Origin of the sequence: Roseovarius conchicola (assembly GCF_041403425.1) — a bacterium.
Lineage (GTDB): Bacteria > Pseudomonadota > Alphaproteobacteria > Rhodobacterales > Rhodobacteraceae > Roseovarius > Roseovarius conchicola.
Window position 1 is genome coordinate 72,818 of record NZ_JBGEHK010000010.1, and the last position, 25,585, is coordinate 98,402.

31 protein-coding genes, 1 tRNA gene and 1 riboswitch are annotated in these 25,585 nt (G+C 58.4%); of the genes, 27 read left to right on the plus strand and 5 right to left on the minus strand.

Features of this window, described 5'->3' with window-relative positions; genetic code table 11:
* From ftsY to V6N02_RS20160, 14 genes are all read left to right on the plus strand, one after another.
* Positions 1-1,082, plus strand: a 1,082-nt coding sequence (gene ftsY, locus V6N02_RS20095; RefSeq protein ID WP_371228731.1) for a signal recognition particle-docking protein FtsY, incomplete at its 5' end; no start/stop codon positions are given.
* A complete protein-coding gene (locus V6N02_RS20100) occupies positions 1,079-1,666 on the plus strand; it encodes a hypothetical protein (protein ID WP_371228734.1) in 588 nt (195 codons plus the stop codon). The genes ftsY and V6N02_RS20100, both read left to right, overlap by 4 nt.
* Positions 1,667-1,669: 3 nt before the next feature.
* Complete coding sequence (locus V6N02_RS20105; RefSeq protein WP_371228737.1) at positions 1,670-2,572, plus strand: EamA family transporter; 903 nt, start codon at positions 1,670-1,672, stop codon at positions 2,570-2,572.
* Between the two features lie 54 nt (positions 2,573-2,626).
* The gene (locus V6N02_RS20110; protein ID WP_371228739.1) at positions 2,627-3,241 is read left to right on the plus strand and encodes an inner membrane-spanning protein YciB; all 615 of its coding nucleotides are present in this window, start codon (positions 2,627-2,629) and stop codon (positions 3,239-3,241) included.
* A gap of 71 nt (positions 3,242-3,312) precedes the next feature.
* The gene (locus V6N02_RS20115) at positions 3,313-3,942 is read left to right on the plus strand and encodes a hypothetical protein (RefSeq protein ID WP_371228742.1); all 630 of its coding nucleotides are present in this window, start codon (positions 3,313-3,315) and stop codon (positions 3,940-3,942) included.
* A gap of 123 nt (positions 3,943-4,065) precedes the next feature.
* Positions 4,066-4,143, plus strand: a riboswitch (SAM riboswitch).
* 56 nt (positions 4,144-4,199) lie between these two features.
* Entirely contained in the window at positions 4,200-5,381 is a 1,182-nt protein-coding gene (gene metZ, locus V6N02_RS20120; RefSeq protein WP_371228745.1) for an O-succinylhomoserine sulfhydrylase, read from the plus strand.
* A gap of 177 nt (positions 5,382-5,558) precedes the next feature.
* Positions 5,559-6,659 carry a GTP cyclohydrolase FolE2 gene (gene folE2, locus V6N02_RS20125; protein WP_371228749.1) on the plus strand — a complete coding sequence of 367 codons (1,101 nt, stop codon included), beginning with the start codon at positions 5,559-5,561 and terminating at the stop codon, positions 6,657-6,659.
* A 187-nt stretch (positions 6,660-6,846) separates the two neighbouring features.
* Positions 6,847-7,476 carry a hypothetical protein gene (locus V6N02_RS20130; protein ID WP_371228752.1) on the plus strand — a complete coding sequence of 210 codons (630 nt, stop codon included), beginning with the start codon at positions 6,847-6,849 and terminating at the stop codon, positions 7,474-7,476.
* 123 nt (positions 7,477-7,599) lie between these two features.
* Entirely contained in the window at positions 7,600-7,824 is a 225-nt protein-coding gene (locus tag V6N02_RS20135) for a Rossmann-fold NAD(P)-binding domain-containing protein (RefSeq protein WP_371228755.1), read from the plus strand.
* A gap of 139 nt (positions 7,825-7,963) precedes the next feature.
* Positions 7,964-8,203, plus strand: a complete 240-nt coding sequence (locus V6N02_RS20140) for a DUF1127 domain-containing protein (protein ID WP_371228758.1) — start codon at positions 7,964-7,966, stop codon at positions 8,201-8,203.
* 57 nt (positions 8,204-8,260) lie between these two features.
* Positions 8,261-9,709 carry a TrkH family potassium uptake protein gene (locus V6N02_RS20145; RefSeq protein ID WP_371228761.1) on the plus strand — a complete coding sequence of 483 codons (1,449 nt, stop codon included), beginning with the start codon at positions 8,261-8,263 and terminating at the stop codon, positions 9,707-9,709.
* Positions 9,709-11,289 (plus strand): thiamine pyrophosphate-binding protein, encoded by a 1,581-nt coding sequence (locus V6N02_RS20150; RefSeq protein ID WP_371228764.1) that lies wholly within the window; start codon positions 9,709-9,711, stop codon positions 11,287-11,289. The genes V6N02_RS20145 and V6N02_RS20150 overlap by 1 nt, the downstream gene beginning before the upstream one ends.
* 200 nt (positions 11,290-11,489) lie before the next feature.
* A complete protein-coding gene (locus V6N02_RS20155) occupies positions 11,490-12,770 on the plus strand; it encodes a DUF3422 family protein (protein ID WP_371228765.1) in 1,281 nt (426 codons plus the stop codon).
* 68 nt (positions 12,771-12,838) lie between these two features.
* Positions 12,839-13,174 carry a cupin domain-containing protein gene (locus V6N02_RS20160; protein ID WP_371228767.1) on the plus strand — a complete coding sequence of 112 codons (336 nt, stop codon included), beginning with the start codon at positions 12,839-12,841 and terminating at the stop codon, positions 13,172-13,174.
* An 8-nt stretch (positions 13,175-13,182) separates the two neighbouring features.
* Here the strand turns inward: V6N02_RS20160 and V6N02_RS20165 are convergent, their stop codons facing one another.
* Positions 13,183-14,499 (minus strand): serine hydroxymethyltransferase, encoded by a 1,317-nt coding sequence (locus tag V6N02_RS20165; protein WP_371228769.1) that lies wholly within the window; start codon positions 14,497-14,499, stop codon positions 13,183-13,185.
* 107 nt (positions 14,500-14,606) lie between these two features.
* Here V6N02_RS20165 and ribB point away from each other — a divergent pair, with 107 nt between their 5' ends.
* The 6 genes from ribB (at position 14,607) to V6N02_RS20195 (ending at position 18,882) form a co-directional block, all read left to right on the plus strand.
* Positions 14,607-15,764 carry a 3,4-dihydroxy-2-butanone-4-phosphate synthase gene (gene ribB / locus V6N02_RS20170; protein ID WP_371228772.1) on the plus strand — a complete coding sequence of 386 codons (1,158 nt, stop codon included), beginning with the start codon at positions 14,607-14,609 and terminating at the stop codon, positions 15,762-15,764.
* Positions 15,764-16,309, plus strand: coding sequence for a 6,7-dimethyl-8-ribityllumazine synthase (locus V6N02_RS20175; protein WP_371228775.1), 546 nt, complete (start codon positions 15,764-15,766; stop codon positions 16,307-16,309). Before ribB ends, V6N02_RS20175 begins: the two co-directional genes overlap by 1 nt.
* Complete coding sequence (gene nusB, locus V6N02_RS20180; protein ID WP_371228778.1) at positions 16,306-16,776, plus strand: transcription antitermination factor NusB; 471 nt, start codon at positions 16,306-16,308, stop codon at positions 16,774-16,776. Before V6N02_RS20175 ends, nusB begins: the two co-directional genes overlap by 4 nt.
* A 78-nt stretch (positions 16,777-16,854) precedes the next feature.
* Complete coding sequence (gene ppk2, locus V6N02_RS20185; RefSeq protein WP_371228781.1) at positions 16,855-17,670, plus strand: polyphosphate kinase 2; 816 nt, start codon at positions 16,855-16,857, stop codon at positions 17,668-17,670.
* A 111-nt stretch (positions 17,671-17,781) separates the two neighbouring features.
* On the plus strand, positions 17,782-18,117 hold the full coding sequence (locus V6N02_RS20190) for a hypothetical protein (protein ID WP_371228784.1): 336 nt from the start codon (positions 17,782-17,784) through the stop codon (positions 18,115-18,117).
* 312 nt (positions 18,118-18,429) lie between these two features.
* Complete coding sequence (locus V6N02_RS20195; protein WP_371228787.1) at positions 18,430-18,882, plus strand: MmcB family DNA repair protein; 453 nt, start codon at positions 18,430-18,432, stop codon at positions 18,880-18,882.
* Here the strand turns inward: V6N02_RS20195 and V6N02_RS20200 are convergent.
* Positions 18,869-19,057 carry a DUF6324 family protein gene (locus V6N02_RS20200; protein WP_371228790.1) on the minus strand — a complete coding sequence of 63 codons (189 nt, stop codon included), beginning with the start codon at positions 19,055-19,057 and terminating at the stop codon, positions 18,869-18,871. The two genes, V6N02_RS20195 and V6N02_RS20200, sit on opposite strands and share 14 nt — an antisense overlap.
* A gap of 178 nt (positions 19,058-19,235) precedes the next feature.
* Between V6N02_RS20200 and hmuQ the strand changes: the two genes are divergently transcribed.
* The 3 genes from hmuQ (at position 19,236) to V6N02_RS20215 (ending at position 20,243) form a co-directional block, all read left to right on the plus strand.
* Positions 19,236-19,556, plus strand: a complete 321-nt coding sequence (hmuQ, locus tag V6N02_RS20205; protein ID WP_371228793.1) for a heme-degrading protein HmuQ — start codon at positions 19,236-19,238, stop codon at positions 19,554-19,556.
* A 27-nt stretch (positions 19,557-19,583) separates the two neighbouring features.
* A complete protein-coding gene (locus V6N02_RS20210) occupies positions 19,584-20,090 on the plus strand; it encodes a GNAT family N-acetyltransferase (RefSeq protein WP_371228796.1) in 507 nt (168 codons plus the stop codon).
* A 76-nt stretch (positions 20,091-20,166) separates the two neighbouring features.
* Positions 20,167-20,243 (plus strand) — tRNA-His (locus V6N02_RS20215).
* A 10-nt stretch (positions 20,244-20,253) separates the two neighbouring features.
* On the opposite strand, the gene V6N02_RS20220 is transcribed toward V6N02_RS20215, so the two are convergent.
* Positions 20,254-20,565: a DUF6476 family protein gene (locus tag V6N02_RS20220; RefSeq protein ID WP_371228798.1), complete on the minus strand. Its 312-nt coding sequence runs from the start codon at positions 20,563-20,565 to the stop codon at positions 20,254-20,256.
* Here V6N02_RS20220 and V6N02_RS20225 point away from each other — a divergent pair.
* The 4 genes from V6N02_RS20225 to V6N02_RS20240 all read left to right on the plus strand — a co-directional run bounded on the left by V6N02_RS20225 (position 20,564) and on the right by V6N02_RS20240 (position 24,101).
* The gene (locus V6N02_RS20225) at positions 20,564-21,589 is read left to right on the plus strand and encodes an RluA family pseudouridine synthase (RefSeq protein WP_371228882.1); all 1,026 of its coding nucleotides are present in this window, start codon (positions 20,564-20,566) and stop codon (positions 21,587-21,589) included. The genes V6N02_RS20220 and V6N02_RS20225 overlap by 2 nt on opposite strands.
* 158 nt (positions 21,590-21,747) lie before the next feature.
* The gene (rpoH, locus tag V6N02_RS20230; RefSeq protein ID WP_371228801.1) at positions 21,748-22,644 is read left to right on the plus strand and encodes an RNA polymerase sigma factor RpoH; all 897 of its coding nucleotides are present in this window, start codon (positions 21,748-21,750) and stop codon (positions 22,642-22,644) included.
* A gap of 61 nt (positions 22,645-22,705) precedes the next feature.
* The gene (locus V6N02_RS20235) at positions 22,706-23,773 is read left to right on the plus strand and encodes an alpha/beta hydrolase (protein WP_371228804.1); all 1,068 of its coding nucleotides are present in this window, start codon (positions 22,706-22,708) and stop codon (positions 23,771-23,773) included.
* 58 nt (positions 23,774-23,831) lie between these two features.
* Positions 23,832-24,101, plus strand: coding sequence for a DksA/TraR family C4-type zinc finger protein (locus tag V6N02_RS20240; RefSeq protein ID WP_371228807.1), 270 nt, complete (start codon positions 23,832-23,834; stop codon positions 24,099-24,101).
* A 6-nt stretch (positions 24,102-24,107) separates the two neighbouring features.
* Here V6N02_RS20240 and V6N02_RS20245 read toward each other — a convergent pair whose 3' ends face one another.
* Together V6N02_RS20245 and V6N02_RS20250 are read right to left on the minus strand one after the other, a co-directional pair.
* Positions 24,108-24,383, minus strand: coding sequence for an amphi-Trp domain-containing protein (locus V6N02_RS20245; protein ID WP_371228810.1), 276 nt, complete (start codon positions 24,381-24,383; stop codon positions 24,108-24,110).
* A gap of 301 nt (positions 24,384-24,684) precedes the next feature.
* Positions 24,685-25,434, minus strand: coding sequence for an SH3 domain-containing protein (locus tag V6N02_RS20250; protein ID WP_371228813.1), 750 nt, complete (start codon positions 25,432-25,434; stop codon positions 24,685-24,687).
* Positions 25,435-25,585: the final 151 nt, after the last annotated feature.

Genomic DNA, 25,585 nt, shown 5'->3' on the forward strand with positions numbered 1-25,585 from the left:
CCGAACCCGAACCCGAACCCGAACCCGAACCCGAACCCGAACCCGAACCCGAACCCGAACCCGAACCCGAACCCGAACCCGAACCCGAACCCGAACCCGAACCCGAACCCGAACCCGAACCCGAACCCGTTGCCCCGCTCAAGGTGGATCTGACGCCAGCCTTGTCCGAGCCAGCCACGGAACCGGAGCAGAAGCCGGGCATTCTGGGCCGCTTGTTTGGGCGCGGCGAGGCCAAAACCGTCACGCGCCGGGTGCTGGATGACGACATGGTCGAGCAGCTGGAAGAGCTGTTGATCACCGCCGATATGGGCGTGGACACGGCCCTGCGCGTGGCCGCCAACATGGCCGAAGGACGCATGGGAAAGCGGCTTTCCACGCAGGAAATCAAACAGTTGCTGGCCGCCGAGATCGCCCGCATCATGGAGCCTGTGGCCCGCCCCATGCCGCTTTACCCCAAGAAACCGCAGGTGGTTCTGGTGGTCGGCGTCAACGGCTCGGGCAAGACCACAACGATTGGCAAACTGGCCAGCCAGTTCCGCGCGGCGGGCAAAAAGGTAGTCATCGCCGCAGGTGACACCTTCCGGGCCGCCGCCGTGGAACAGTTGCAGGTCTGGGGGGATCGTGCAGGCGTGCCGGTTCTGACCGCGCCCGAAGGGTCCGACCCGGCCAGCCTTGCTTTCGACGCCATGGACAAAGCCGAGGCCGATGGTGCGGATCTGCTGATGATCGACACCGCAGGGCGGCTCCAAAACCGTCAGGATTTGATGGAGGAACTGGCCAAGATCGTCCGCGTGATCCGCAAGAAGGACGACAGCGCGCCGCATAATACCCTCTTGGTGCTGGATGCCACGACAGGCCAGAACGCGCTGAGCCAGGTCGAGACGTTCCAGAAACTGGCCGATGTATCTGGCCTTGTCATGACCAAGCTGGATGGCACGGCCAAGGGCGGCGTGCTGGTGGCGCTGGCCGACAAGTTCGGCCTGCCGATCCATGCCATCGGCGTGGGCGAGCAGATTGACGATCTGGCCCCGTTTGACCCCGAGGAATTTGCGGCTGCCCTGACTGGAATGGACCCCACATGACCGACGATATGATTGCCCGCGTCGGTTCCTTGGAGGTCTATCTTGATGTGACTTTGTTGGTGGCTATCGCCGGGGTCGTATGGACTTTCGCGCGCCGGATTAGCCAGGAGCTCTACTTTCAGCTTTCACTCAGAACTCGAGAAATTGAAATCGAGCTTAGCCCGCTGCCCGAGGTGCCCAAAGAGATTAAAGAACTATATTTGTTGTTCATTCGTTATGGCAACGATACGTATTTGAAGGAGCTTGCCAGTGATCAGGAAAGATATCACGGTCGCCTCAGGAATAAGGTCACAAAAATCGATGTCGATGCCACTCGCATCGGTGACGGACCGATCAAGGTTCGCCTAAAGATTCACAAGCGCCTTGGTACCCAGTTCAAGTTTTTCATAGAGGTCGAAGGTGATCCCAAACCCGTGGTCGAGTATCTTGAGCGTCACGACACAGTGGAAAAGATTGAAGTGGTTGAGCGTCCTTACCGCGGTAAAGGAGACGAGGGGCGAAGCCGGGTATTCTTTATAATATCGCGGTTGCAGACTGTTGAGACAGTCGATGGTTTCGAAAATAATTTCATATTCCCCGTCTGACGCGTGAGCGATTGGCTGATCTCTCTGGAAGGGACCGAAGCAGGCCATAATCTGGCGCTTGGGTTGGCGCTCCTCGCCGCCTTTTTGCATGCGGTCTTTGGCGCATTGCAAAAGGGACGGCATGATCCTTGGCTGACCCGCGGGGCGATTGATGTCTGGCTGTTTGTTCTGGCGATGCCTTTTGCGTTGTTTGTCGTGCCTTTACCCGAGCCGCATATGTGGCCGATCTTTGCCGGGGCGGTGGTGATCCATGTGATCTACAAATGCCTGCAGGCGCAGGCCTATACCAAGGGGGCCTACACCGTAGTTTATCCGGTGGTGCGCGGCACCGGGCCGCTATTCGCGGTCATAGGGGCTTATCTGGTGTTTCAGGAGACTTTTACGCTGACCCAGTGGTTGGGCGTTGCGGTTCTGCTGAGCGGGATTTTTGGCCTTGCGGTCTACAACCTGATCTTTCTGGAGGTGGACCGGCATATGTTGCCCACGGCCCTCGCTTTGGCGGTGGCAACGGGGCTGATGGTGGCGATTTACACCACCTATGACGCCTATGGCATCCGGGCGACGGCCGATCCGTTCACCTTTCTGGCGTGGTTTTTCATGTTTGAAGGCATGACCCTGCCGGGGGTGGCTTATATGCGTTGGCGGCGTACGCTCAACCGGCCGGCCCTCGGACCATTGTTGCAACGCGGCTTTGTCGGCGCGATCGTGGCGTTCCTGTCCTTCGGCTCGATCATGTTGGCCACCCGTTTGGATCAGGTGGGCGAGGCGGCGGTGCTGCGCGAAACCTCGGTGGTGTTTGCGGCCCTGATCGGCTGGCTGGCGTTGCGCGAAACGGTGGGCCCGCGACGAATTGCATTGATGGCATTGATCGCAGCGGGGGCTGTGATAGTTGAAATGGGCGGATAAGACCCAATCTTGGACCCACCCGCGCCGCAAGACGCACCTATATCGGAGCTGTTCATGGACGAACCTGCCCACCCATCCTGGTTGAAACCCGCCCTTGAGTTCGGCCCGATCCTTGGCTTCTTCGTCGCCTATCTGTGGCTGAAAGACCGGGTCTTCACTTTTGGGGGCACTGACTATGACGGCTTTGTCGTGGTCACCGCCGGGTTTATCCCTGTGTTCCTGTTGTCCATGGCCGCGCTTTGGAAGCTGACGGGGCACCTGTCGAAAATGCAGATGGTCACCGCCGTGCTGATCGTGCTGTTCGGGGGCCTCAGCGTTTGGTTCAACGACCCCAGGTTCTTCAAGATGAAGCCGACGATTATCTATTTGATTTTCGTGGGGATTCTGGGGTTTGGGTTGATGCGGGGACAGTCCTATCTGCAGGTCGTGATGGACAGCATGATGCCTCTGACGCAAGAGGGATGGATGATCCTGACGCGCCGCCTGACCTTGTTTTTCCTCGGGCTGGCCGTGTTGAACGAACTGGTCTGGCGGACCCAAAGCGAAGAAACCTGGGTCTATTTCAAAACCTTCGGCCTGACTCTTGCAATCTTCGTTTTCTTCATGACGCAAGGCAAGGTGTTCTCGGAACACTCAACCGAAGAAGACGAGGAAACACCCCCAAACTGAGGGTGTAAAATATCGCGCAATTCTCCCGTCCGTGCCCGGCTTTTGCCTTATTTGTTTTCTAGAACGACGGCATGAAAAAGACTCTGCCCTCCCGCCTGTTCGAGGTTTGCGCCTCGATCCCTCCGATCCAGCCGCATAACATGCTGCCCTTTGTCATCATGATCGGACTTTGGATGGTGCTGCGGGCACAAGGCGTTTCCCAAGATCCCGCCTTCGTGGTGTCAGTGGTATCTGCGCAGGCCTATCTGGTGTGGCGCAACCTGCCGAATGCAGGTGCAAATCTGGTGAAAATGGGCAGCGCCAAGCGGCGCATGCTGCACGGTGCAGTGGGCCTGACGCTCGCCATCGCAGTGCTGCAATTGTGGCTGAGCAGCCCGATCTTTACCCAGCGGGTTTTGACCGTCATTTGCGGTTTTTTCCTGGTGGTCATGGTGCTTGGTATCCTGCGTGAACGAGAAGTGCTTGAGCGGCTGCGCAAGACGATGCCGGCAAATGGACGTCATTCGGCTCCGGTCAGCCTGCTTAGGGTCAATGCCACAATGGCCGCACTGATCATCGTCGCGAACGAGGTGCTGATCATGTACGAAAGCCCGGGAGTGTGGATCACCGTGATGCCACTCTTCATGCTGGTTCTGCATGCGATCTACTGGGTTCTGGTTCTGCTCACCATCCCTGACACGAACGACGCAACACCGGCCTGATCTGCCTGAGGCGCCTTAGTTGATCACGCGCCTGAAATCTTCGGTATATGCTTCAAACAGGTTTTTGAATGATCAGTTCCAAGCGGTCGACACATGTTGACCTGCGCTTTCAGCTTGGATAAACGAAAATCACGTGGCGATTTGTTACCGGATTGCGGGCCACGCTAAACAACACCGCTAAAAGGTCAGGATGAAAGCCCCCTTTCGCTTGACCGCGCACGGGGGTTTTTCATTGGGCGAGGGCCCGGAGGTCTAAGATGACGAAAGATTTGAAAACACGGACAAAACTGGTGCATGGTGGCTCGCGCCGCAGCCAGTACAACGAGGTGAGCGAGGCGATTTTCCTCACCCAGGGCTTCGTCTATGACACGGCCGAGGATGCCGAAGCACGGTTCCTCGATGCGGGTCCGGATGAGTTTATTTATGCCCGTTACGGCAATCCCACCGTGGCCATGTTTGAAGAGCGGATCGCAGCCCTGGAAGGGGCCGAAGATGCCTTTGCCACGGCCAGCGGCATGGCCGCCGTCAGTGGCGCGCTGACCGCGATGCTGAAATCGGGTGATCACGTGGTGGCCGCGCGGGCCTTGTTCGGGTCCTGCCTTTACGTGCTGGAAGAGATTCTGACCCGTTTCGGGGTCGAGGTGACATTTGTCGACGGCACGAACCTTGATGAATGGCGCGGGGCCATCCGGCCCGAAACGTCGGTTGTTTTCTTTGAGACCATTGCAAATCCCACGCTGGAAGTGGTTGATATCGAGGCGGTTTCAAAGCTGGCCCATGCGGTGGATGCGACCGTTGTGGTGGATAATGTCTTTGCCACACCGGTCTTTTCACGCGCGATATCGCAAGGGGCCGATGTGGTGGTCTATTCGGCGACCAAGCATATCGACGGGCAGGGGCGCACCCTTGGCGGGGTGATCCTGGGCACCCGCGAGTATATCCGCAAAACGGTCGAACCTTACATGAAGCACACCGGTGGATCGATGTCGCCCTTCACGGCCTGGGTCATGCTCAAGGGGCTTGAGACGATTGATTTGCGCGTGCAGGCACAGGCGGCGTCGGCGCTGGCAATCTCGGATGTGCTGCAAGGTCACGAAAAGTTGAGCCGCGCGATCTATCCCGGCCATCCCAACCATGCGCAAAACGCCCTTGTGACGCGGCAGATGGGCAAAGGGGGTACAGTCGTTTCGCTTGAACTGGAGGGGGGACAGGCGGCGGCATTCCGATTCCTGAACGCGCTGGATATTGTATTGATTTCCAATAACTTGGGTGATGCAAAGTCGATCATCACACACCCGGCCACCACGACTCACCAGCGCCTGTCAGATGAGCAACGCGCGCGCCTCGGGATCAACCCGGGATTGGTACGTCTGAGCGTGGGGATCGAAGACAGCGAGGATTTGATCGCGGATATCCTGCAGGCGCTTGAGGCGGTTTGATCATGGCGAATGGCTGCGCTTGGCCCTGTTTTTGAAGGGCTAAGGCGGAATGAAGCCAATTGTGTCAACCGGTGATTGATCCATAAGGTCGTTTTTGGCGTATTCCTTATCGAAATTGGTAATGCGCGCCGCCTTGGTTTATGTAGTCATAGGCAGGATGCCCGGAGGACAGTGTTTATGAACTACAAACCCGATGAGTTTGTGCCCGCCCCTGATCGTGATGACGCCAAGCAAGCATTGGATCTGTTGCGCACATGGGCCGAGTCGGCATCCCCCGAAGAAGTGGCCGATTTAGACCCTGCCGTGGCCCGTATTTTGACACGCAGCGAAGTATCGAACTATCCGGTGCTCAAGCGTGACTATCCCCGGGATTTCATCGCTGATGCGGCCTACAAGGCCACTCTGCCAGACTTGCAGAACGGTCCCAGCTCGCTGATCCGTGGATCACGTCAGGATTTGCAGCATGTGGGCATCTCGAATTTCCGCCTGCCGATCAGCTATCATACCCGCGACAATGGCGATATCCGGCTGGAAACCTCTGTCACCGGCACGGTAAGCCTTGAGGCCGAGAAAAAAGGCATCAACATGTCGCGCATCATGCGCAGCTTTTATAAGCATGCTGAGAAAACCTTTAGTTTCGAGGTGATTGAGGCGGCGCTGGATGACTATATCAGCGATCTCGATAGCATCGATGCGCGGCTTCAGATGCGGTTCAGCTATCCGGCCAAGGTGAAATCCCTGCGCTCGGGGCTGGAGGGCTACCAGTATTACGACATCGCGCTTGAGCTGATCGAACGGGACGGTGTGCGCCGCAAGTTCATGCATCTCGATTACGTCTATTCGTCGACCTGCCCGTGTTCGCTTGAGTTGAGCGAGCACGCGCGTCAGGCGCGGGGGCAATTGGCCACGCCGCATTCGCAACGGTCTGTCGCGCGCATCTCGGTCGAGGTTTTGTGTGGCGATTGCCTGTGGTTTGAAGATCTGATCGACATGGCCCGCAATGCCGTGCCGACAGAGACGCAGGTTATGGTCAAACGCGAAGATGAACAGGCCTTTGCCGAGCTGAACGCTGCCAATCCGATCTTTGTCGAGGACGCCGCCCGATTGTTCTGTGAACAATTGGAAGCGGATGAGCGGATCGGCGATTTCCGGGTGATGGCCAGCCATCAGGAAAGCCTGCACAGCCATGATGCGGTCAGCATTCTGACCCATGGCGACAGCTTTGCCAGCGACAGCATTGATCCCAAGCTGTTCAATACGCTGTTCCACGTCGGATAACCCCTGAACAGACCCGATTTGCCTGTTTTGCGGGCAGATCGCGCACGCTTTGGCGCGAAATCGCCGAAAAGCGCAGCAGTTTGCCGCAGAAGGCACCTGTGTACTTTTCTGCACCTGCGAAAAGATTTACAGCGTTGTCACAGAAATTCATTACATCTGGTCGCCGTCACAGAAAGGGATCGACCCAATGCAAATCGTTTCAGCACCACTTAAGCTTTCAGTGGCCGGGATTCGTTTGACCGGCTACATGATCGAAAACAACATGCGCGTTGCGCAAGTTCTTGGTCAGGCCGTGCTTCAGGCCAATCCGTTCATGCCTCATATGCCGATTGCGTCTGCATTGAAAGCATCCAAGCCAGTTGCCAGGGCCAAGCGGGCAGTCGCGCCTAAGGTCAAACCGGCCCCGGTGTCCAAGTCGGCGCAATCCGCTAAGAAACCGGTTGCCGCCAAGAAGGCGGTTGCGGCCAATACCGTAACCAAGCCCCGTGCCAAACCTGTTGCGAAGGCTGCAACGAAGGTGCCTGCCAAAACACCGGCCAAGACGGGCGCAAAAGTGACTGCGAAACCCGCCAAGGCCGCCGCGAAGACAGCCCAGCCTGCCGCGTCTGCCAAGGTTCCTGTGAAGAAAGCCGAACCCGCCAAAGTGGCACCGGTGAAAGCAGCAAAACCTGTGTCCAAGGCCGCCGCACCCGCCAAAGCCGCAGCAGCCAAACCAGCTATGTCGACACAGCCGGTCAAGGCAAACAACAAATCAAAACGCCAACCCTCGGCACCCCCTGCGATGCCGCAATCTACCTCGACGGCCCCCGCCGAATAAGAGCTGACCTGCGGGGTTGCAGATCGTGCAACCCTGCCATTCCAATTAGGCTGTTGTGCGTCATAAATCCTGACCTAATATTGGTGTTGGGAGGAAACCAAACCAACCAAACGAGGTTTCCAAATGACGTTCTTTGCAACAAACATCTCCGCCACAACCGGTCTGTCAGCTTTTTTCAGCAAGCTGTTCGATCGCATGACAACAGGCATGGAAGGGCACGCCCATCACATGTCGCGGCGCGCGCAAATCGAAGCGCTTGAGGCGAAATCGGACGCGGAACTGGCCGAAATGGGCCTGAAACGCGATCAGATTGCCTATCACGTGTTTCACGACCTGTTTTACGCCTGACCCCTCAGAAACGGATGATGCGAGAATGCTGCATTGCAGCAAAATCTCGCGCATCCGTGCCAGGCCATTCTTATCTTCGACAGAATTCCTGTAAGCTGAGAGCGGGAGGACGACATTTCCATCAGGGAAAGGCACGTCCATGACAGACAAGTTTACGGAAACACCGATCGGCATCGCATTCTGCACCTCGGAGTGGCGCAGTTCGCTGGATCGTTATCTGGCTGAGCGTGCCCATGGCATGAACAGCTATATGCTCAACCGCTCGCGGCTTGCCAGCGTGGCGCGGCTGCATCTTCTGAGTGACAAGGAACTGGCAGAGATGGGCCTGACACGCGATGAAATCCCGGCCTTTGTCTTTGAAGACATCCTGCCCGGGTAACGTGACATGATCAGACCTGCTTGACACCGGGGGGCGGGACGGCCAACGCTGCGCCGCATGGTGGATCTGCGTCCCGTCGGATATGTGGTTGGATTGATGGTGATGGCCCTGGGTCTCGCCATGATCCTGCCGTTCATGGTCGATATTGCAGAAGGCCGGGGCCATTGGAACGTGTTTGCCGAATGCGCGATTCTGACCGTGCTGGTGGGCGGTTTGGTGGCGCTGACCTGTAAGAACGGCGTCAAAGAGGGGCTGACGATTCAACAGACCTTTTTGCTGACGACGGGCGTCTGGGTGATCCTGCCGCTGTTCGGCGCTTTGCCCTTCATGCTGGGTGATACCGATCTGCGCTTCGTTGATGCGTTTTTCGAGGCGATGTCGGGCCTGACCACTACCGGATCCACGGTACTTGCCGGGCTGGAGGAATTGCCCAAGGGGCTGTTGTTGTGGCGGGGCCTGATGCAGTGGCTGGGTGGCATCGGGATTATCGTTGTGGCGATGGTGTTCCTGCCCGAACTGCGCGTCGGTGGGATGCAGATTTTCCGCACCGAAGGGTTTGACACCTTTGGCAAGATCCTGCCACGCGCGACCGAGATTTCCTCGCGTATTTCGGTGATCTACCTGGCGCTCACCCTGCTATGTGTCTTGTGTTACGTGCTGTCGGGGATGGACCCGTTTGACGCCACCGTGCATGCCATGACCACGGTCGCCACCGGCGGGTTTGCCAATTACGACGCCAGTTTTGGGGCTTTTGGCGGGACCACTGAATATGTCGCTGTCATCTTCATGATGCTGGCTGCGCTGCCCTTCGTGCGTTTTGTGCAAATCACGGCGGGCACTGCCCAGCCGCTGATCCACGATCCGCAGGTCCGTGGGTTTTTCGCCACTGCCATTGTGCTGGTCGTGATCGTCACGCTTTGGCAGTTCTGGCAGAACGAAAATCCCAGCGAGGCGGCCTTCCGCAAAGTGCTGTTCAACACGGTGTCGATCCTGACCGGCACCGGCTATGCCAGCGCCGATTACATGCAATGGGGCAGTTTCCCTGTGGCGATGCTGTTCTTTGTCGGATTGATCGGAGGCTGCGCGGGGTCGACCGCCTGTTCGATCAAGATCTTCCGCTATCAACTTCTGTTAGCCTCAATCAAGGCCCAGCTGCAACGCATTCTGACGCCCCATGGCATGTTCACCCCGCGTTATCAGGGGCGCCCGGTTGGCGATGATGTATTGAACTCGGTAATGTCGTTCTTCGTGTTCTTCACGGTCACGTTGGGCGTGATCTCGGTGGTGCTGGGCCTGACGGGCCTTGATTTCGTCACCGCCGTGTCCGGGGCTTCGGCGGCGCTGGCTAATATCGGTCCGGGCCTCGGCGACACGATCGGGCCGGCCGGCAATTTCGCATCGTTGAATGACACGGCGAAATGGGTGTTGGCGGCAGCCATGTTGATCGGACGTCTGGAATTGCTGGCCGTCTATGCAATTTTCACCATCAGTTTCTGGAGAGCATGATGACAACGAGACCTTTGGGCGCACAGATCAGCCATATGCTGAAATCGCGCGGTGTGGATGTGATTTTCGGCATTCCAGGGGTGCATAACCAGGAAATGTATCGCGGTATCGAAGAAGCCGGCATCACCCACGTGCTGGCGCGTCACGAACAGGGCGCGGGGTTCATGGCAGATGGCTATGCGCGCGCATCCGGCAAGCCGGGCGTGGCCTATGTGATCACCGGGCCGGGCCTGTGCAATGTGATGACCCCGATGGGTCAGGCTTATTCGGACAGCGTACCGGTGTTGGTGATTTCGTCCTGTCTGGATGAAACGGCGGCGCGGCGCGGGCAGTTGCACCAGATGCTGGATCAGGAAGGCGCGGCCCGCACAGTCTGTGACTGGAGCTATGAGGCGCGTGATGCAGGGGCCGCTTATCAGTTGATTGACCGGGCTTTGGCCGAGTTTGAAGGCGCACGACCACGGACAAAACACATCCAGGTCCCGATCCGGGCCTTGGAAGGCGAGGCCGCGGCAGCCCCCGCTGCTCCGGCACCGCAAATGGCGCGCTCAGCTCCGCTAAAGGCGGTTGCCTTGGTGGCCGAGGCGCTGAACGCCGCCAAGAAACCGATGATTGTATTGGGGGGAGGGGCTGTGCCGGGCGCTGAAGCGTGGCGCGAGGTGGTCAAACGCTGCGGCGCGGCCAGTTTCACCACCTATGCCGGCACCGGGATCATCGCCGCAAACGATCCGCTGGCCTTTGGCACCTATCTGGCGCAGCCCGATAGTGCCGGGGTGATTGGGCAAGCCGATCTGGTGCTGGCCGTGGGCACCGAGCTGTCCGAGAATGATCTGTGGCGCGTTGATCTGGGCCACGAGGGCCGCATGATCCGGGTGGATATCGACCCTGAACAGCTGAACTCCATGCCCGGCACCACGGATGGCATTCTATGCGATGGCGCTGCTTTGGCGGAAGGGTTGCTGATCCATGACCTGACGCAGGCCGAGGGCTGGGTTGCCAAAGACATTGCCGCGATGCGGGCACGGTGGGAGGCCGACACCGACGCCGAGCGCCCGGGGATCGTGCCCCTGGCCCGCGCGCTGGAGGAAGTTCTGCCCGATGACACGATGATCTATTCCGACATGACCCAGTTTGCCTATGTCTCGAAAGAGGTCTGGACCATGCCGCGCCCGGGGCATTGGCATCATCCTTATGGCTTTGGCACGTTGGGTTATGCGATGCCTGCGGCGATTGGTGGTTGCATGGCGCGGCAGGGCAAGCCGACACTGGCCATCGCCGGGGATTACGGGTTTCAATACACGCTGCAGGAACTGGGGGCGGCGGTCGAAATGAAACTGCCTTTGCCGATTATCCTGTGGGACAATGGCAAACTGAAAGAAATCGAAGACAGCATGGTGCGTGCCCAGATCGCCCCCAACGCGGTGATTGCGCATAATCCTGATTTCTGTGCTTTGGCAAAGGCTTATGGTGCGCGTGCGCAAGCGCCTAAGGATATCCCCGCGATGCAGAAGGCGGTGTTGGAGGCGTTCAAGGCGGATGGCCCGACATTGATCTACGTGACACCTGACATGGTAGGGTAGGGCGCAGGCCTTGATGCGCCCTGTCCGGAAGCAGCGAAGGGCGACAGATATTGACGTCGCATGTTCTTGACCCGGATGGGCTTGAAGGGCCTGAACGGTATGCAGTGGCATTCCGCTAACCCTTTGATGTGAAAATTAAATCTGTTCCAAAGAGGCGTTGATCACGCTACATACAAGAGCGAAGCTAACAGGATCGGCCCATGCCCCCCATCGAAGACCACGCCTTGCGTTACGACCTTGCCAACGAGCTGCACGCCCGCCCATTCCCGTCACTGGATGCGCCCGCGACAGCGGTTTACCTGGCGATCAAACCTGAACAGGACGCGGCTAAACGGGATCGCGCCGCCGATATGGCGCATTTGATTGACCTGTTGGATCGTCACGGGGCCAGCCATCCGCAACCCGGGGCGACGCATTACTTCGGCAAGATCGGGCGGCATCACCTGAAATGGGAAAGCCATACCGAATTCATGACCTACACGGTGTTCATCGATGGGGTCAGTGATCGCCCGTTTGATCCCGCAGATTTCGAGGTGTTCCCGCACGATTGGCTTGCGGCGGCTCCGGGTCAGCGGATCACCTCGGCTCTGATCCGGGTCTCACCGTGGAGCAACAAAGAAGAATTCCGCCAGAATATCGCCGATTGGTTCGTGGCAGAAAGCGTGGCCGTGGCCCGTGTGCTTGATGACGCCGCAGTGTTAGCAGGTGACTTTCGGATCGACCCGGCGGGTCATCTGCGCTTTGCGGTCTCGGTAGCGCCCGATACGGGAGACCGCCGGATTGGGCGGATTGTGCAGCGCCTTTGCGAGATAGAGACCTACAAGGCCATGTCGATGCTGGGCTTTGCACGGGTGCGCGAAATGGGCGCGCAAATGGGCGCCTTGGACGATCAGCTCAATCACCTGACCGGCAGTCTGGCAGGCGAAGTGCACAAACCCGAAGATGCTCTGGAAGAGTTGTTGACCATTTCGACCGAACTGGAAGGCATGATCGCACATTCCTCGTTCCGCATCGCGGCCACCATGGCCTATGAGAAGATCGTCAATCAGCGGATCGAGGTGTTACGCGAAGAGCGATTTGAGGGGCGACAAATCTTTGCCGAATTCATGATGCGCCGCTATCTGCCGGCGATGCGCACCGTGTTGTCGGCCAAGGATCGGCTTGAGGCGATGTCGGCCAGGGCCAGCCGTACCGCGCAGCTGCTGCGCACCCGGGTGGACGTAGAGCGCAGCGCCCAGAACCAGGCTTTGCTGGAAAGCATGGACAAACGCGCCGATCTGCAACTCAAGCTCCAAAAGACGGTTGAGGGGCTTAGTGTGGTGGCGATCAGTTATTATGCCGTGTCGCTGGCCTCTTATGTGGTTTATCCGCTGGCCGAGCCGCTGGGCATTACCAAGGGAATGCTGACCGCTACGGTGACCTTGCCCATCGTGGCTCTCGTCTGGTGGATGGTCCGTCGTATCCACAAGAAAATGAACTGACACAGCAATATTGCGTCGCAGGATGTAAGCCCGCATAGTCGCTTCCTTTAGCCATAAAGGATATTGATATGCCCTTCCCGGATTTCATCATGGACTTTCCACCAATTGACGTGCCGTTTTCCGAGGAGGTGGTGCAAACCCGTGCGATCCGCTCGGACGCAGGGCTGACGGTGTTTTTCACTTTCCTGCAGGACATGGTGCTGCCGCCGCATTCCCATGGCGCGCAATGGGGCACGGTAGTGGAGGGCGAGATTGAATTCACCATCGGCGGTGAGACCAAGACCTACCGCCCCGGCGACAGCTATTCGATTGGGTCCGGTGTCGAACATGGCGCTGTGATCAAAGCGGGCACGCGGGTGATCGATGTATTTTCAGAACCGGACAGGTATCCGATCAAAGGGTAGGGCGCGCATCACAGAACGTAGCGCAGCCTGTCAAAGCTTTGCCGCCAGTCTGACACTTCGGGCAAGAGCGTCTCGGGCGTATCACTATTCAGGGCCGCGGCGATCAATCCTGCCAAGCGTTCGGCATGCGCAGCTTTGACACCCCATCGCACCAGTTCCGGGGTGCCGATGCGCAACCCGTTCATGTCGCCGTTAACCGGCGCGATGGGCAAGCCGATCCCGCAGGCCAGAAACCCCGCCTTGCGCAGATGTTTCGAGGCTGCTTGGCCGCCACCATATCGAGCCGCCTCGATCGCGAACTGATGCGAGTTGGTGACACCGTCCGCCGTGGCAAAAACCGGGATGCCAAGCGATTTTAACGCCTCGGCCAGCGCCTTTGCCAACGCAATCATCGCCGCCGCATAATCCTGTCCCACCTCGCGCCAGTCCAGCAAGGACATTGCCAAGGCTGCCGATTTCGCGGCATCAAAGTTCGCCGTCATGCCTGGAAAGGCGATGGTATCCAACTTCGCGGCAATCTCGGAATCGTCACTCACGATGAGCCCGCCCGCCGGTCCGCCGAGGCTTTTGTAGGTGCTCATCGTCATCAGGTGTGCGCCTTCTTTCAGTGGGTTTTTCCACGCCCGTCCGGCGATGATTCCGCATTGATGGGCGGCGTCAAACAGGACCTTGGCCCCTACCTTATCTGCCACTTCGCGCACGGCGCGCACCGGGTGCTCGAAAAGATTCAGACTGCCCCCCACGGTGATCAGCTTGGGTTTTTCGACCTCGGCCAACTTGGCCAACCCCGCCACATCAACGGTATACCCATCCTCCAGAACTGGCGCTTCAAAGATCCGCAACCCGTAAAGCCCGGCGCAGCCGCCCATGTGATGCGTGACGTGTCCGCCGATGCTGGCCGGGGGTACGATGATCGTATCGCCGGGACGGCAGGTCGCCATGAAGCCATAAAGATTGGCAATCGCACCGGACGGCACCCGGATTTCGGCAAAGCCTGCGTCAAATACTTCAGCGGCCAGTCGTGCGGCAATCACCTCGATCTCTTCAATCGCCTCCAGCCCCATTTCGTATTTGTCCCCCGGATAGCCCAGCGAGGGCCGTGATCCGAGGCCTCGGGCGAGCAATGCCTCGGCCTTGGGGTTCATCACATTGGTGGCCGGGTTCAGGTTGAAACACTCACGCTCGTGAATGCGCTGGTTTTCGACCGTGAGCGCGTCAAGGCGCGCGGCGATCTGATCACTTGTCGTTCCGGCGGTTTGTGTGGCGATCTGTTGCACGCGTGCCTCGCAGGGCTCAGGCACCCAGGCCCTTGGTGTGAGCGTCATCTGATGTTCCCCCGATGTGGTTTTGGCCATCTGGCGACAGATATCGCCTCTGGTCAATGGCGCGCGCCTGCGTTATCTCGCGCATTGCACCACAGAGGCCCCTTAAGATGTCCGACAGCCTGCCATTCGAGAAACCCGGCCCCGTTGAGCACGGCCTGCGCGCCGCAATAGCCCCGACCGAGGAAATCATCGCCGAGGCGAAGGCCGGGCGCATGTACATCCTCGTCGATCATGAGGATCGCGAGAACGAGGGCGATCTGGTAATCCCGGCCGAGTTTGCCACCGCCGATGCGGTCAATTTCATGGCCACCCATGGGCGTGGGTTGATCTGTCTGCCGATGACGTCCGACAGGATTGACCATCTTGGCCTGCCGATGATGGCCGTCAACAATTCCTCACGCCACGAAACCGCGTTTACCGTCTCGATCGAGGCGCGCGAAGGGGTCAGCACTGGCATTTCCGCGGCTGATCGCGCTCTGACCATTGCCACGGCGATCAATGACCAGAACACGGCGGCAGATATTGCCACGCCGGGTCACGTTTTTCCGCTGCGCGCACGCAATGGCGGGGTGCTCATCCGGGCGGGTCATACCGAGGCAGCGGTGGATATCTCTCGCCTTGCGGGTTTGCACCCTTCGGGCATGATCTGTGAGATCATGAAGGAAGACGGCACCATGGCGCGCCTGCCCGATCTGGTGGAGTTTGCGCAGAAACATGGGCTGAAGATCGGCACGATTTCCGATCTGATCGCCTATCGCCACAAACACGACAACCTGGTTCGCGAAATGTGCCGCGAGACGATCCATTCATCCCATGGCGGAGAATGGGAAATGCGGATTTGGGCGGATCAGATCACCAATACCGAACATGTGGTGCTGACAAAGGGTGATATCACCGACGGCCAGCCCGTTCTGGCGCGCACCCACGCATTGAATGCGCTCGAAGACGTTTTGGGCATTGGGCTGGTGGCCCGTAAAGGCGCCCCCACCGGCAAGCTGCCCCGTGCAATGGAGATCATTGCCGCCGAGGGGCGGGGCGCTGTGTTCCTGTTCCGCCAACCTCGTCCAACGCTGGCCTCTGAGGTGGAGGATGACGACGCCCCGCGCACGATCAAACAGACCGGGCTTGGCGCGCAGATCATGTCGACCATGGGCATTCATCAATTGATTCTGCTGACCGACAGCCCAAGTACCCGATATCTGGGGTTGGATGCCTACGGTATTTCGATTGTGGGCACTCGGCCCCTGAGCGAAGGGGAAGGCTGATGGCTGGAACCGAATACACCATGCCGCGCGCGGAATTCGATAAACCTGTGAAGCTTCTGATCGTGGTTGCACCGTTTTATCGCGATCTGGCGGATCAGCTGATCGCCGGGGCCACGGCCGAAATCGAAGCCACGGGTGCCACATATGAACTGATCGAAGTGCCCGGCGCATTGGAGGTGCCCACTGCGATTGGTATCGCCGGGCGGCTGAGCAATTTTGACGGCTATGTCGCGCTGGGCTGTGTCATCCGGGGCGAGACAACGCATTACGAAACCGTCTGCAATGACAGTTCGCGCGGGATCACTTTGCTGGGGCTGCAAGGGCTGTGCATCGGCAATGGCATCCTGACCGTTGAGAACCGTGATCAGGCCGAGGCCCGCGCCAACCCCGACAAGATGAACAAAGGGGCAGGGGCCGCAGCGGCGGCTTTGCACCTGATTGCCCTGACCCGTAAATGGGGATCGGCGCGCAAAGGTGTCGGCTTTCTGCCCGAGGCCGAAGAATACAAGCTCGCTGGTGGGCTGAAGGACAATCCCAAGGCATGACCCAACTTTCCGGTAATCAGAAACGCAAGATGCGCTCGGCCGCGCGGCTTTATGCGGTGCAGGCGCTGTTCCAGATGGAGCATTCCAGCCAGACCGTGGATCGCGTTATCCAGGAATTTGAAGATTTCCGCTTTGGCGCGGAATATGACGAGGGCGATATGGCCGAGGGAGATCCCGAGCTGTTTGAGGCCCTCATGCGCGATGCGGTGAACCATCAGGCCCTGATCGACCAGATGACGGACCGGGCGCTGGTGGCCAAATGGCCAATCGCGCGGATCGACCCTACGCTGCGCGCCCTGTTTCGCGCTGCAGGGGCCGAGATGACGCAATCTGATACACCCCCCAAAGTGGTGATCATGGAATTCGTCGATATCGCTAAAAGCTTTTACCCCGAGGGCAAGGAGCCCAGCTTTGTCAACGCGGTGCTGGATCATATGGCCCGCGAGGCCCGGCCCGACGCGTTCTGATTTGACCGCTTACCCGTAATTGGTGCAGGGTAGACCCTTATTGCGATGCGCGAAGACGTCGTCGAGGGAGAGACCACCATGTCAGACAAAGCCAAGGCACCACGCACTAAGATCAGAAACGATGATTACGAGGCCGAACTGGCCCGTTTGCAGATCGAACTGGTCAAGCTTCAGGAATGGGTCAAGGAGACCGGCCACCGGGTGGCGATCATTTTTGAAGGGCGCGATGCGGCCGGGAAAGGCGGGACGATCAAGCGCATCACCGAGGCGCTGAACCCCCGGGTCTGTCAGGTGGTGGCCTTGCCCGCACCGACGGAACGCGAAAAGACGCAATGGTATTTTCAGCGCTATGTCGCACATCTTCCTGCCGCGGGCGAAATCGTGATTTTCGATCGCTCGTGGTATAACCGCGCCGGGGTCGAACGTGTCATGGGCTTCTGCACCGACGACGAGTACAAAGAGTTCATGCGCTCTTGCCCCGAATTTGAGCGGATGCTGGTGCGGTCTGGAATCCAACTGATCAAGTATTGGTTCTCGGTCAGCGACGAAGAGCAGGAGCGCCGTTTTCAGAAACGTCTGACCGACCCCACAAAACAGTGGAAGCTCAGCCCGATGGACCTGGAAAGCCGCAAACGCTGGGTGGACTACTCAAAGGCCAAGGATGACATGTTCTCTCACACCGACATCAAGCAGGCGCCTTGGTATGTGGTGTCTTCCGATGTGAAAAAGCACGCCCGTCTGAACTGCATCAACCATCTGTTGTCGCTGATCCCCTATGAGGATGTTCAGCGGGATCCAGTGGTATTGGAAGAGCGACCAGCCCAACGCGGCTATGTGCGCCCGCCCATGGATGATCAGGAATTTGTGCCGGACGTTCACAAGAATTTCCTTTAGCGGATAATGGCTTTGGCGATGGCCCCGGCGCGGCCGTTCTTTACCCATCCCCTTGTTTGGGCCGCTGAGTGTGCTAAAATCTAAGGCGTACTCCGCAAAGGGAATCGACCCATGCCGAAACTGATCCGTCTCTACATTGTGAATGTTGCCATCGGCTTTGCCTTGGCCGCGGTCTTTGTGGGGATGCTGTTGTGGTTCAACATCGCAAATCTGTGGCATCTGATTTCGACATCTGACAAGGGCTGGCTGGCCCTTCTGATCCTTTGGATCTCGAACGGGATCATCTTTGCAGGCGTACAGTTCGGCATCGCGGTGATGCGGATGAAGGATGACGACGATGATGACGGCCCTGGGGGCGGTCTGCGCGAGCGCGTGATGCAGCGCGAACATGCCGCTATTCCGGTGCGCGCCGATCAGGGCGCACGTCAATTCTGGAACAAGCACTGATTTTTCTCAGTTTTTAAAGCCAGTTACGCCTTGCGGTGATCTGCAAGGCCCGATGTCTGTATGGTGGATGGAATAATGTGGCGGGACCGCACGCAACCGTTGGGTTATCTCATTCCCGAGGACCTGTATGTACAGGTGGGCGCCGGGTAACCAGGCCAGGGCCAGGACAGAGCCAGCTCCCTCGGAATTGTTTAAGGCCACCGGAATGCAACCGTGAACGAGAAGGGCAGAACCCGCCACTGCCCTACCTAGTGGCAACAAGGCTCTGCGGCAAGGGCTTGCATATGTTCATCTTTTGTTCATAATCGCCGGATGGAGCAACTCGCCGATACCGTTCTGCAACCCGGACAGCTTCTGGCGCGCGGTGTGTGCCGTGCTTTGCAGGGTTATGATTTTGTATCCATTGAAGAATTCACGCCCGAGCGTGGCAAGCGCGTGGATGTGATGGCACTGGGACCCAAGGGCGAGGTCTGGGTGATCGAGTGCAAATCCTCGCGTGCCGATTTTACGTCGGATGCGAAATGGGAAGGATACCTGGAGTGGTGCGATCGCTATTTCTGGGCGGTGGATGAGGCGTTTCCCACCGATCTGTTGCCCGACGGGACGGGCCTGATCATCGCCGACGCCTACAACGCCGAGATCATTCGCATGGCGCCTGAGACCAAATTGCCCGCTTCGCGGCGCACTGCCCTGACGCGCCGGTTTGCCCGGCACGCGGCGCTGCGCCTGCACGGCCTGCGCGACCCGGGTTTTACGAGACTTTAAGTTCGGCCGCTTTGGCCGCCGCCAGAAGTTCCTCGGCAATCTCACGCGCCTCTTCGGGGTCAAAATCCATCGGGATTTCAATATTTTGCGCCTCGACAAACAGGCGCACCATGCCCTGATCGGTGGGCCCGATCTGCAGGTTGGCCTCGATATTGCTTTCGCTGTTGATGCCCATGATCGCCTCCGAAAAATGCGCTTTGGACCTAGCGGGTTCCACGTCTTTTGGCAAGCGGTCGGGAGATTGCATCCCCCTCAAAAGGGATTAAAATACGGGTGCCAGCTGTTGATGCGCCAGCCTTTTTTGGTCTCTCGTCCCGTGATGAGACCCTTCTCAAATCAAAGAAAGATGTCTGATGTATCTTGCTATGAACCGCTTTACCGTCCCGCTGGAAAATGCTGCTGAGTTTGAGGCGCTTTGGCTGGGGCGTGACAGCCACCTCAAGGATATGGAGGGCTTTATTGAATTTCATATGCTCAAGGGCCCCGAAGAGGACGGCAAGCGCCTTTATGCCTCGCACACGGTCTGGGAGAGCGAAGAAGCCTTTCTGGGCTGGACCAGGTCGCAGCAGTTCCGCGATGCCCATGCTAAGGCGGGTGACAGCCGCAAACTGCATGACGGCGCTCCCCGTTTTGAAGGGTTTACGGCGATTCAGTATCTGTCGAATGACACCTGAGGCCCGCCAACCTGCCCCGGCGCGGCCGTGACGGATGTATCAATCCGCATTGCAACAGCGCAGGATGTCGACTGGATTGCGCAAATCCACGGCACGCTCTATCGGCGGGATGAAGGATTTGACGACGGTTTTCAGCCTCTGGTTCAGAGCGTTCTGGAGGGCTTCATCGCCGACCACGACCCGGTTTGTGAGCGCGGCTGGGTCGTGATGCAGGGGGATCGGCGGGCAGGATCGCTTTTTTGCACCCGTCTGTCGAAAGAAACTGCAAAGCTGCGGCTTTTCCTGCTGATGCCTGAATTGCGGGGCCGGGGGCTTGGCCAAACGCTTCTTTCCAACGCGATGGGGTTTGCGCGGGATGCCGGATACCAGGCCATGCAAGTGTCGACCTATTCCCGCCATGCCGCTGCCTGCGCGCTTTACCAACGCGTGGGGTTCGTTCTGACCGACTCGAAACCCGCACGCGCCTTTGGGCATGATATGATCGAGCAAAGCTGGCAGATTGCATTGTCAGAAGGTGCGCCAGACCCGAAATAAGAGCCCCAAAGTTTCGCGCAAAACGCCCTCAACGGGCTTGCATTTTAAATCCGCAATAGCTAATTCAGCGTTGAGTGCCGCCTTAGCTCAGTTGGTTAGAGCGCTTGATTGTGGATCAAGAGGTCCCTGGTTCGAGACCAGGAGGTGGTACCATCCCTTCCCTTTATTCTCCGGCGGTTATGGTGATTTCCTGTGTCACTGTGCCACTGTCCCGGTCGAAAATGAGGATTTTCTGATCTTTAGTGACGATCGCGTACCATGTGTCGCCCTGCGTAAAGGCAGTGGCCTCGGCCCCGCCGGGCAGGGTGATTTCGTCTGGCAGTTCGGGGCCAAATGCCTCGGAGAATTTCGTGACAAACAGGAACACGATCACTAGAAACCCAACGATCATGGTGACGGTCAGAACGGTCACCAGGATGCGCAGATATTTCACCAGACCTGCGTCAACCGGTTGAGGATTTGAGTTGTCTGACATCACTGAATCCATTCTGTCGTTCCGCATCGGGGTTAACCCGCCGCCGCGTCTTGATAAGGCGCTTTCGCGGGATGTGCCAGAGCAGGCCAGCCTGTCGCGCACGCGCCTGGCGCGTCTGATTGGCGACGGCGCGGTGCGGGTGAATGGCGCGGTGATCACCGATGCAAAGGTGAAGCTGGTCGAAGATGACCTTATCGAAATCGCGATACCAGAGGCGACTGAAACCCATATTGGCCCCGAGGATATCCCGCTGGACGTGGTCTATGAGGATGACGACCTGATCGTGATCAATAAACCCGTGGGAATGGTGGTGCATCCTGCACCGGGCACGCCGTCGGGCACGCTGGTCAACGCGCTGTTGCATCATTGCGGGGATAGTCTGTCCGGGGTGGGCGGCTTAAAGAGGCCGGGAATCGTGCACCGAATTGACAAGGATACCAGTGGCTTGCTGGTGGTTGCCAAGACGGACCGCGCGCATCACGGGCTGGCCGCGCAGTTTGAGGCGCATAGCGTCGAGCGCAAGTATCATGCGGTGGTTTATGGTGTGCCCGATGGCAATGATCCGCGCTTGCGTGGTTTGCGTGGGGTCAGCTTTGAGCCGGGAAATGTGCTGTGTATCACCACGCAGTTGGCGCGCCACAAAACGGATCGGCAAAAGCAGGCGGTGCTGTTTCAAGGTGGACGCCACGCGGTGACCCGCGCCCGAGTGGTGGAGGCCTTCGGCAAGCCCGAACGTGCCGCGCTGCTGGAATGCTGGCTGGAAACCGGGCGCACCCATCAGATTCGCGTGCATATGGCGCATGCGGGCCATGGGCTGATTGGCGATCCGGTTTACGGCGGGCGGCGTAAATTGCCGATGAAGGCTGTACCGCCCAAGGGGATCGAGGCGGCTGCCGGGTTCCCCCGGCAGGCGCTGCATGCGGCTGTTTTGGGGTTCGAGCACCCCGTCAGCGGCGAGAAGATCCGGTTTGAAGCGCCAATGCCCGGTGATATGAAAGCCCTGATCGCCGATCTGCGGGGATGAAACACCCCGCACAGTTGCGTGAGACCCCTGTCACAAAGCTTTAAAACAAGGCAATTATGATGATATTCTCTTAACTAAACCGAATAGTACACCTTGAAGGGGTGTTAACGCTCACCTATATACATGTTAACGCCATAAACATTGGGAGGGGCAGTCCTATGAGCAATTACAAGAATTTGCCGGCACCGACGCCGGAGGGCGGTCTGAACCGTTATATGCAAGAGATTCGTAAATTCCCGCTTCTGGAGCCGGAAGAAGAATACATGTTGGCCAAAAGCTGGGTGGAAAAGCAGGATACCGAAGCGGCACACAAGATGGTGACGTCGCATCTGCGTCTGGCCGCCAAGATCGCCATGGGCTATCGCGGCTATGGTTTGCCCCAGGCCGAGGTGATTTCCGAGGCCAATGTGGGCCTAATGCAGGCCGTCAAACGGTTTGATCCGGAAAAAGGCTTCCGTCTGGCCACCTACGCGATGTGGTGGATCCGGGCCAGCATTCAGGAATACATCCTGCGCAGCTGGTCACTGGTGAAACTGGGCACGACAAGCGCGCAGAAGAAGCTGTTCTTCAATCTGCGCAAGGCCAAGGCACGGATTGGCGCGCTGGAGGAGGGGGATCTGCACCCCGACAACGTCAAGCGGATTGCCACAGACCTGGGGGTGACCGAGACCGAGGTGATTTCGATGAACCGCCGGATGTCTGGCGGCGATGCCTCGCTCAATGCCACGATCGGCAGCGAAGACGGCGCGTCCATGCAATGGCAGGACTGGCTGGAAGATGAGGATGCCGACCAGGCGGGCGATTACGAGGCCCGGGACGAGCTGGAAGCGCGCCGCGAATTGCTGGCCGAGGCGATGGATGTGCTGAATGACCGCGAAAAAGACATTCTGACTCAACGTCGCCTCAGCGAAAAGACCATCACGCTGGAAGACCTCAGCAGTCAGTATGATGTCAGCCGCGAACGCATCCGCCAGATCGAGGTGCGTGCCTTTGAAAAGCTGCAAAAGCGCATGCGTGCGCTGGCCGATGAAAAAGGAATGCTGGCCACCGCGTAACCGCTTCCCCTTTGCGGGATAAAAAAGTAGCCTCTCCCCATCTGCGGGAGGGGCTTTTTTTATGTCCGCGTCACGTCTTTATCATTGTTATGTTCCACGCCTGAGTAAAGTTGCGTGTCTGATGCTGGTTTTGGCCTTGTCGGCTTGCGCGCCGCGTCAGGCTGCAAAACTTGCGCCGCCCAGCCCGCTTGCCAGTACTGAGCGGATTTATGTGACCACAGAACTGGCGTTGGACAACCTTGGCCCGATCTTTGGCGAGAATCGCCCCAAGGGCCAGAATTACATGCATGTTGACGTGTCGATCCCGCCCACGCACAAGCCGGGCAAGATTTCATGGCCAAAGGGCCCGCCGGATGCGGCAACCGATTTTGTGGTCACGGATTTGCAGGTCTACCGCAATGCCCCGGCGATGATCGGTTCTATGCGTCGCGATATGCCGGGGGAGGAAACCCTTGTTTATGTGCATGGATATAACTCTACTTTCTCGGAATCGGTGTACCGCTTCGCACAAATCCGGGCAGATTTTGGCGGCTCCGAGCCGGGCATGCTGTACTCATGGCCCTCCGCCGGCGACCCGCGGGGATATGCCTATGATCGGGACAGTGTCCTTACGGCCCGCGATGATTTTGAAGCGACGCTGAATGCGCTGACCCAGGGCTCAAACAAAACTGTGGTTTTGCTGGCTCACTCGATGGGGGCGCATCTGGTGATGGAGACCTTGCGGCAGGCGGCCCTCAGCGGCAACCGGCGGCTCCTGAACAGGATCAATGCGGTCGTGTTGATGTCGCCGGATATCGACCCGGATGTGTTTCGTAGCCAAGCCGAGGCGATCGGCACGTTGCCTGACCCCTTCCTGATTTTTATTTCCAAGCAGGATCGTGCTTTGTCGCTTGCGGGTTTGCTGACGGGGCGCAAGCCGCGACTGGGCGTGATTGACAGCACTGATGCCGTGGCGGGTCTGGACGTGAAGGTCATTGACTTCACAGCGCTGGGCGACGGAGAGGAGCTAAATCACAACGTACCGTTCACCTCTCCGGCTGCGATTTCGGTGCTAAAGGGCATGATTGCGCAGACCCAGGCGGGTGAAACGCCTTTTCGAGACTATACTGTGTTGACCGCGAAGCCCTGATGGCTTGCCCAGTGGGTGACGTGTTGGGTAGGATGCCTGCGGACAGCAGGAGGGCATCATGGCCGGTGGATGGGCGCGCGATGGCGCAGTCAGTGAGCAGATCGAAGCCTCGATAGAGGACGAGCTGAAACGGCTGAAATCCCGGCCTGCGCCGCAGGGCGAAAGCCTGAGCCATTGTGCCGAATGCGACGAGGAAATCCCCCAGGCCCGGCGTGATGCGATCCCGGGGGTGAAACTGTGCATTGATTGTGCGCAGGACCGTGACAGCGCTTATAAGGCCCGTGGCGGGATCAACCGCCGAGGGTCAAAAGACAGTCAGCTGAAATAGCGAGACCTAGCCGAGTTGCACGGGATCCGTCGGGGCCATTCCATCATACCATTTTAGCTCAACCTCAAGACTGTGCTGGGGCCCTTTGTGACGTTTCTCTTCATCTTCAACCTTGAGTTCCAGCACCAAGGTCTCAGGCAAATTCAACACGATTTCGTCGGTCCCGCGCCGCAACGTCACCTGACCTGCCTCCAATCGGCTTGCCAGATCACGCAGGAACGTGGCTATTTCGGAAGAAGATTTGGTTTCTTTGCTGCTGAATAGCGTGACTTCACGCCCCATCGTTTGCTCCTTTCAGATAAGGGGAACGGGGGCGATCCACGGGAAGTGTCGCCAACCCGTGAGAGCAGTAGGGTGGTTGCCCCTCGCCTCTCAAGGTTGACGTATGAAGTGGGGTTAGGGAATCAAGATGCCAACATTCCAAAACCAACAACCGCGTCTTTTTGTCCTTTCCAACTAACGTGCAGACCCGGACATCTACGGCCAGCAATTCAGAAGCGCCCTGTGCCTGAAAAACAGGAAAACCCGCGGCGGTATTGTCCGCCGCAGGCCATGACACGGGCTAGATGCCTTGGTTCGCGCTTTAGTTTGAAGCCGTCAGTAACCAGTCAGCCATCCAGCCGGTTTCCCCGGTTTCGATCACTTCCAACATGATCCAGCCGTTGCCCGGCTCGTCCAGAACGGCGATCTTTGTGCCTTTGCTCAGCTTGCCAACCGCCTGAAACTCGGTGCCTGGCCCGGCGCGCATATTGACCACATTGCCTGTCACCTCGCGATGATCGGTGCTTTCGGAGGCCAGCACAGCGTTGCTTGAAGCCATCACGATGCCACTGTCGACCGCTTGAGAATAGGTCTCGAGGCTGAACACTTCGGTTTGCAACACGCCGTTTTCGCTCCAGGTGCTGGTGTCCGAGCTGGCCCGGGCCACATCGCCGGACAGGGCATCGGCCACGGCGGCATTGAGCGCGTCCTGCGACGGTTGCGCGGCGTCCTCGACAGGTGTGTCATAAGAGGCCGAAATCACTTCGGGTTCGGCAGATGTGAGCGCCGGCATCACCGCATCAGACCCACTGGTCGAGGCCAAGGTAATCTGAAAGCGGTCATCACCTGACTCTGAATTGGCGGCAAGATCGCTCAGCGTTGCAGCGCGGGACACTTCGGGGGCGTCGGTTTCGGCGCTTTCAACGGGGTCCAGCGTGGCCACCTGAACCTCGGCGACGGTGTCTATTCCGCTGGCCGCACGGGCCTGAATCGAATTGGCCACGGGCTCATACTCGGACCCGCCGCTCAGTACATAGAACGACCAGCCCAAAAACGCGAAAGTCAAAAGCATAAAACGCCACATAAAATGGATCCCCCAGGATTCCCTTACCGACAGAACTCTTTTCTATACGATTCGTTCCCTCGCTTCATGGGAATTTCTGGAATCTTTCCCTCCCCAGGGTGATCTGTTTCCTGACAGCCACTTTATGTGAAGAGGCGTA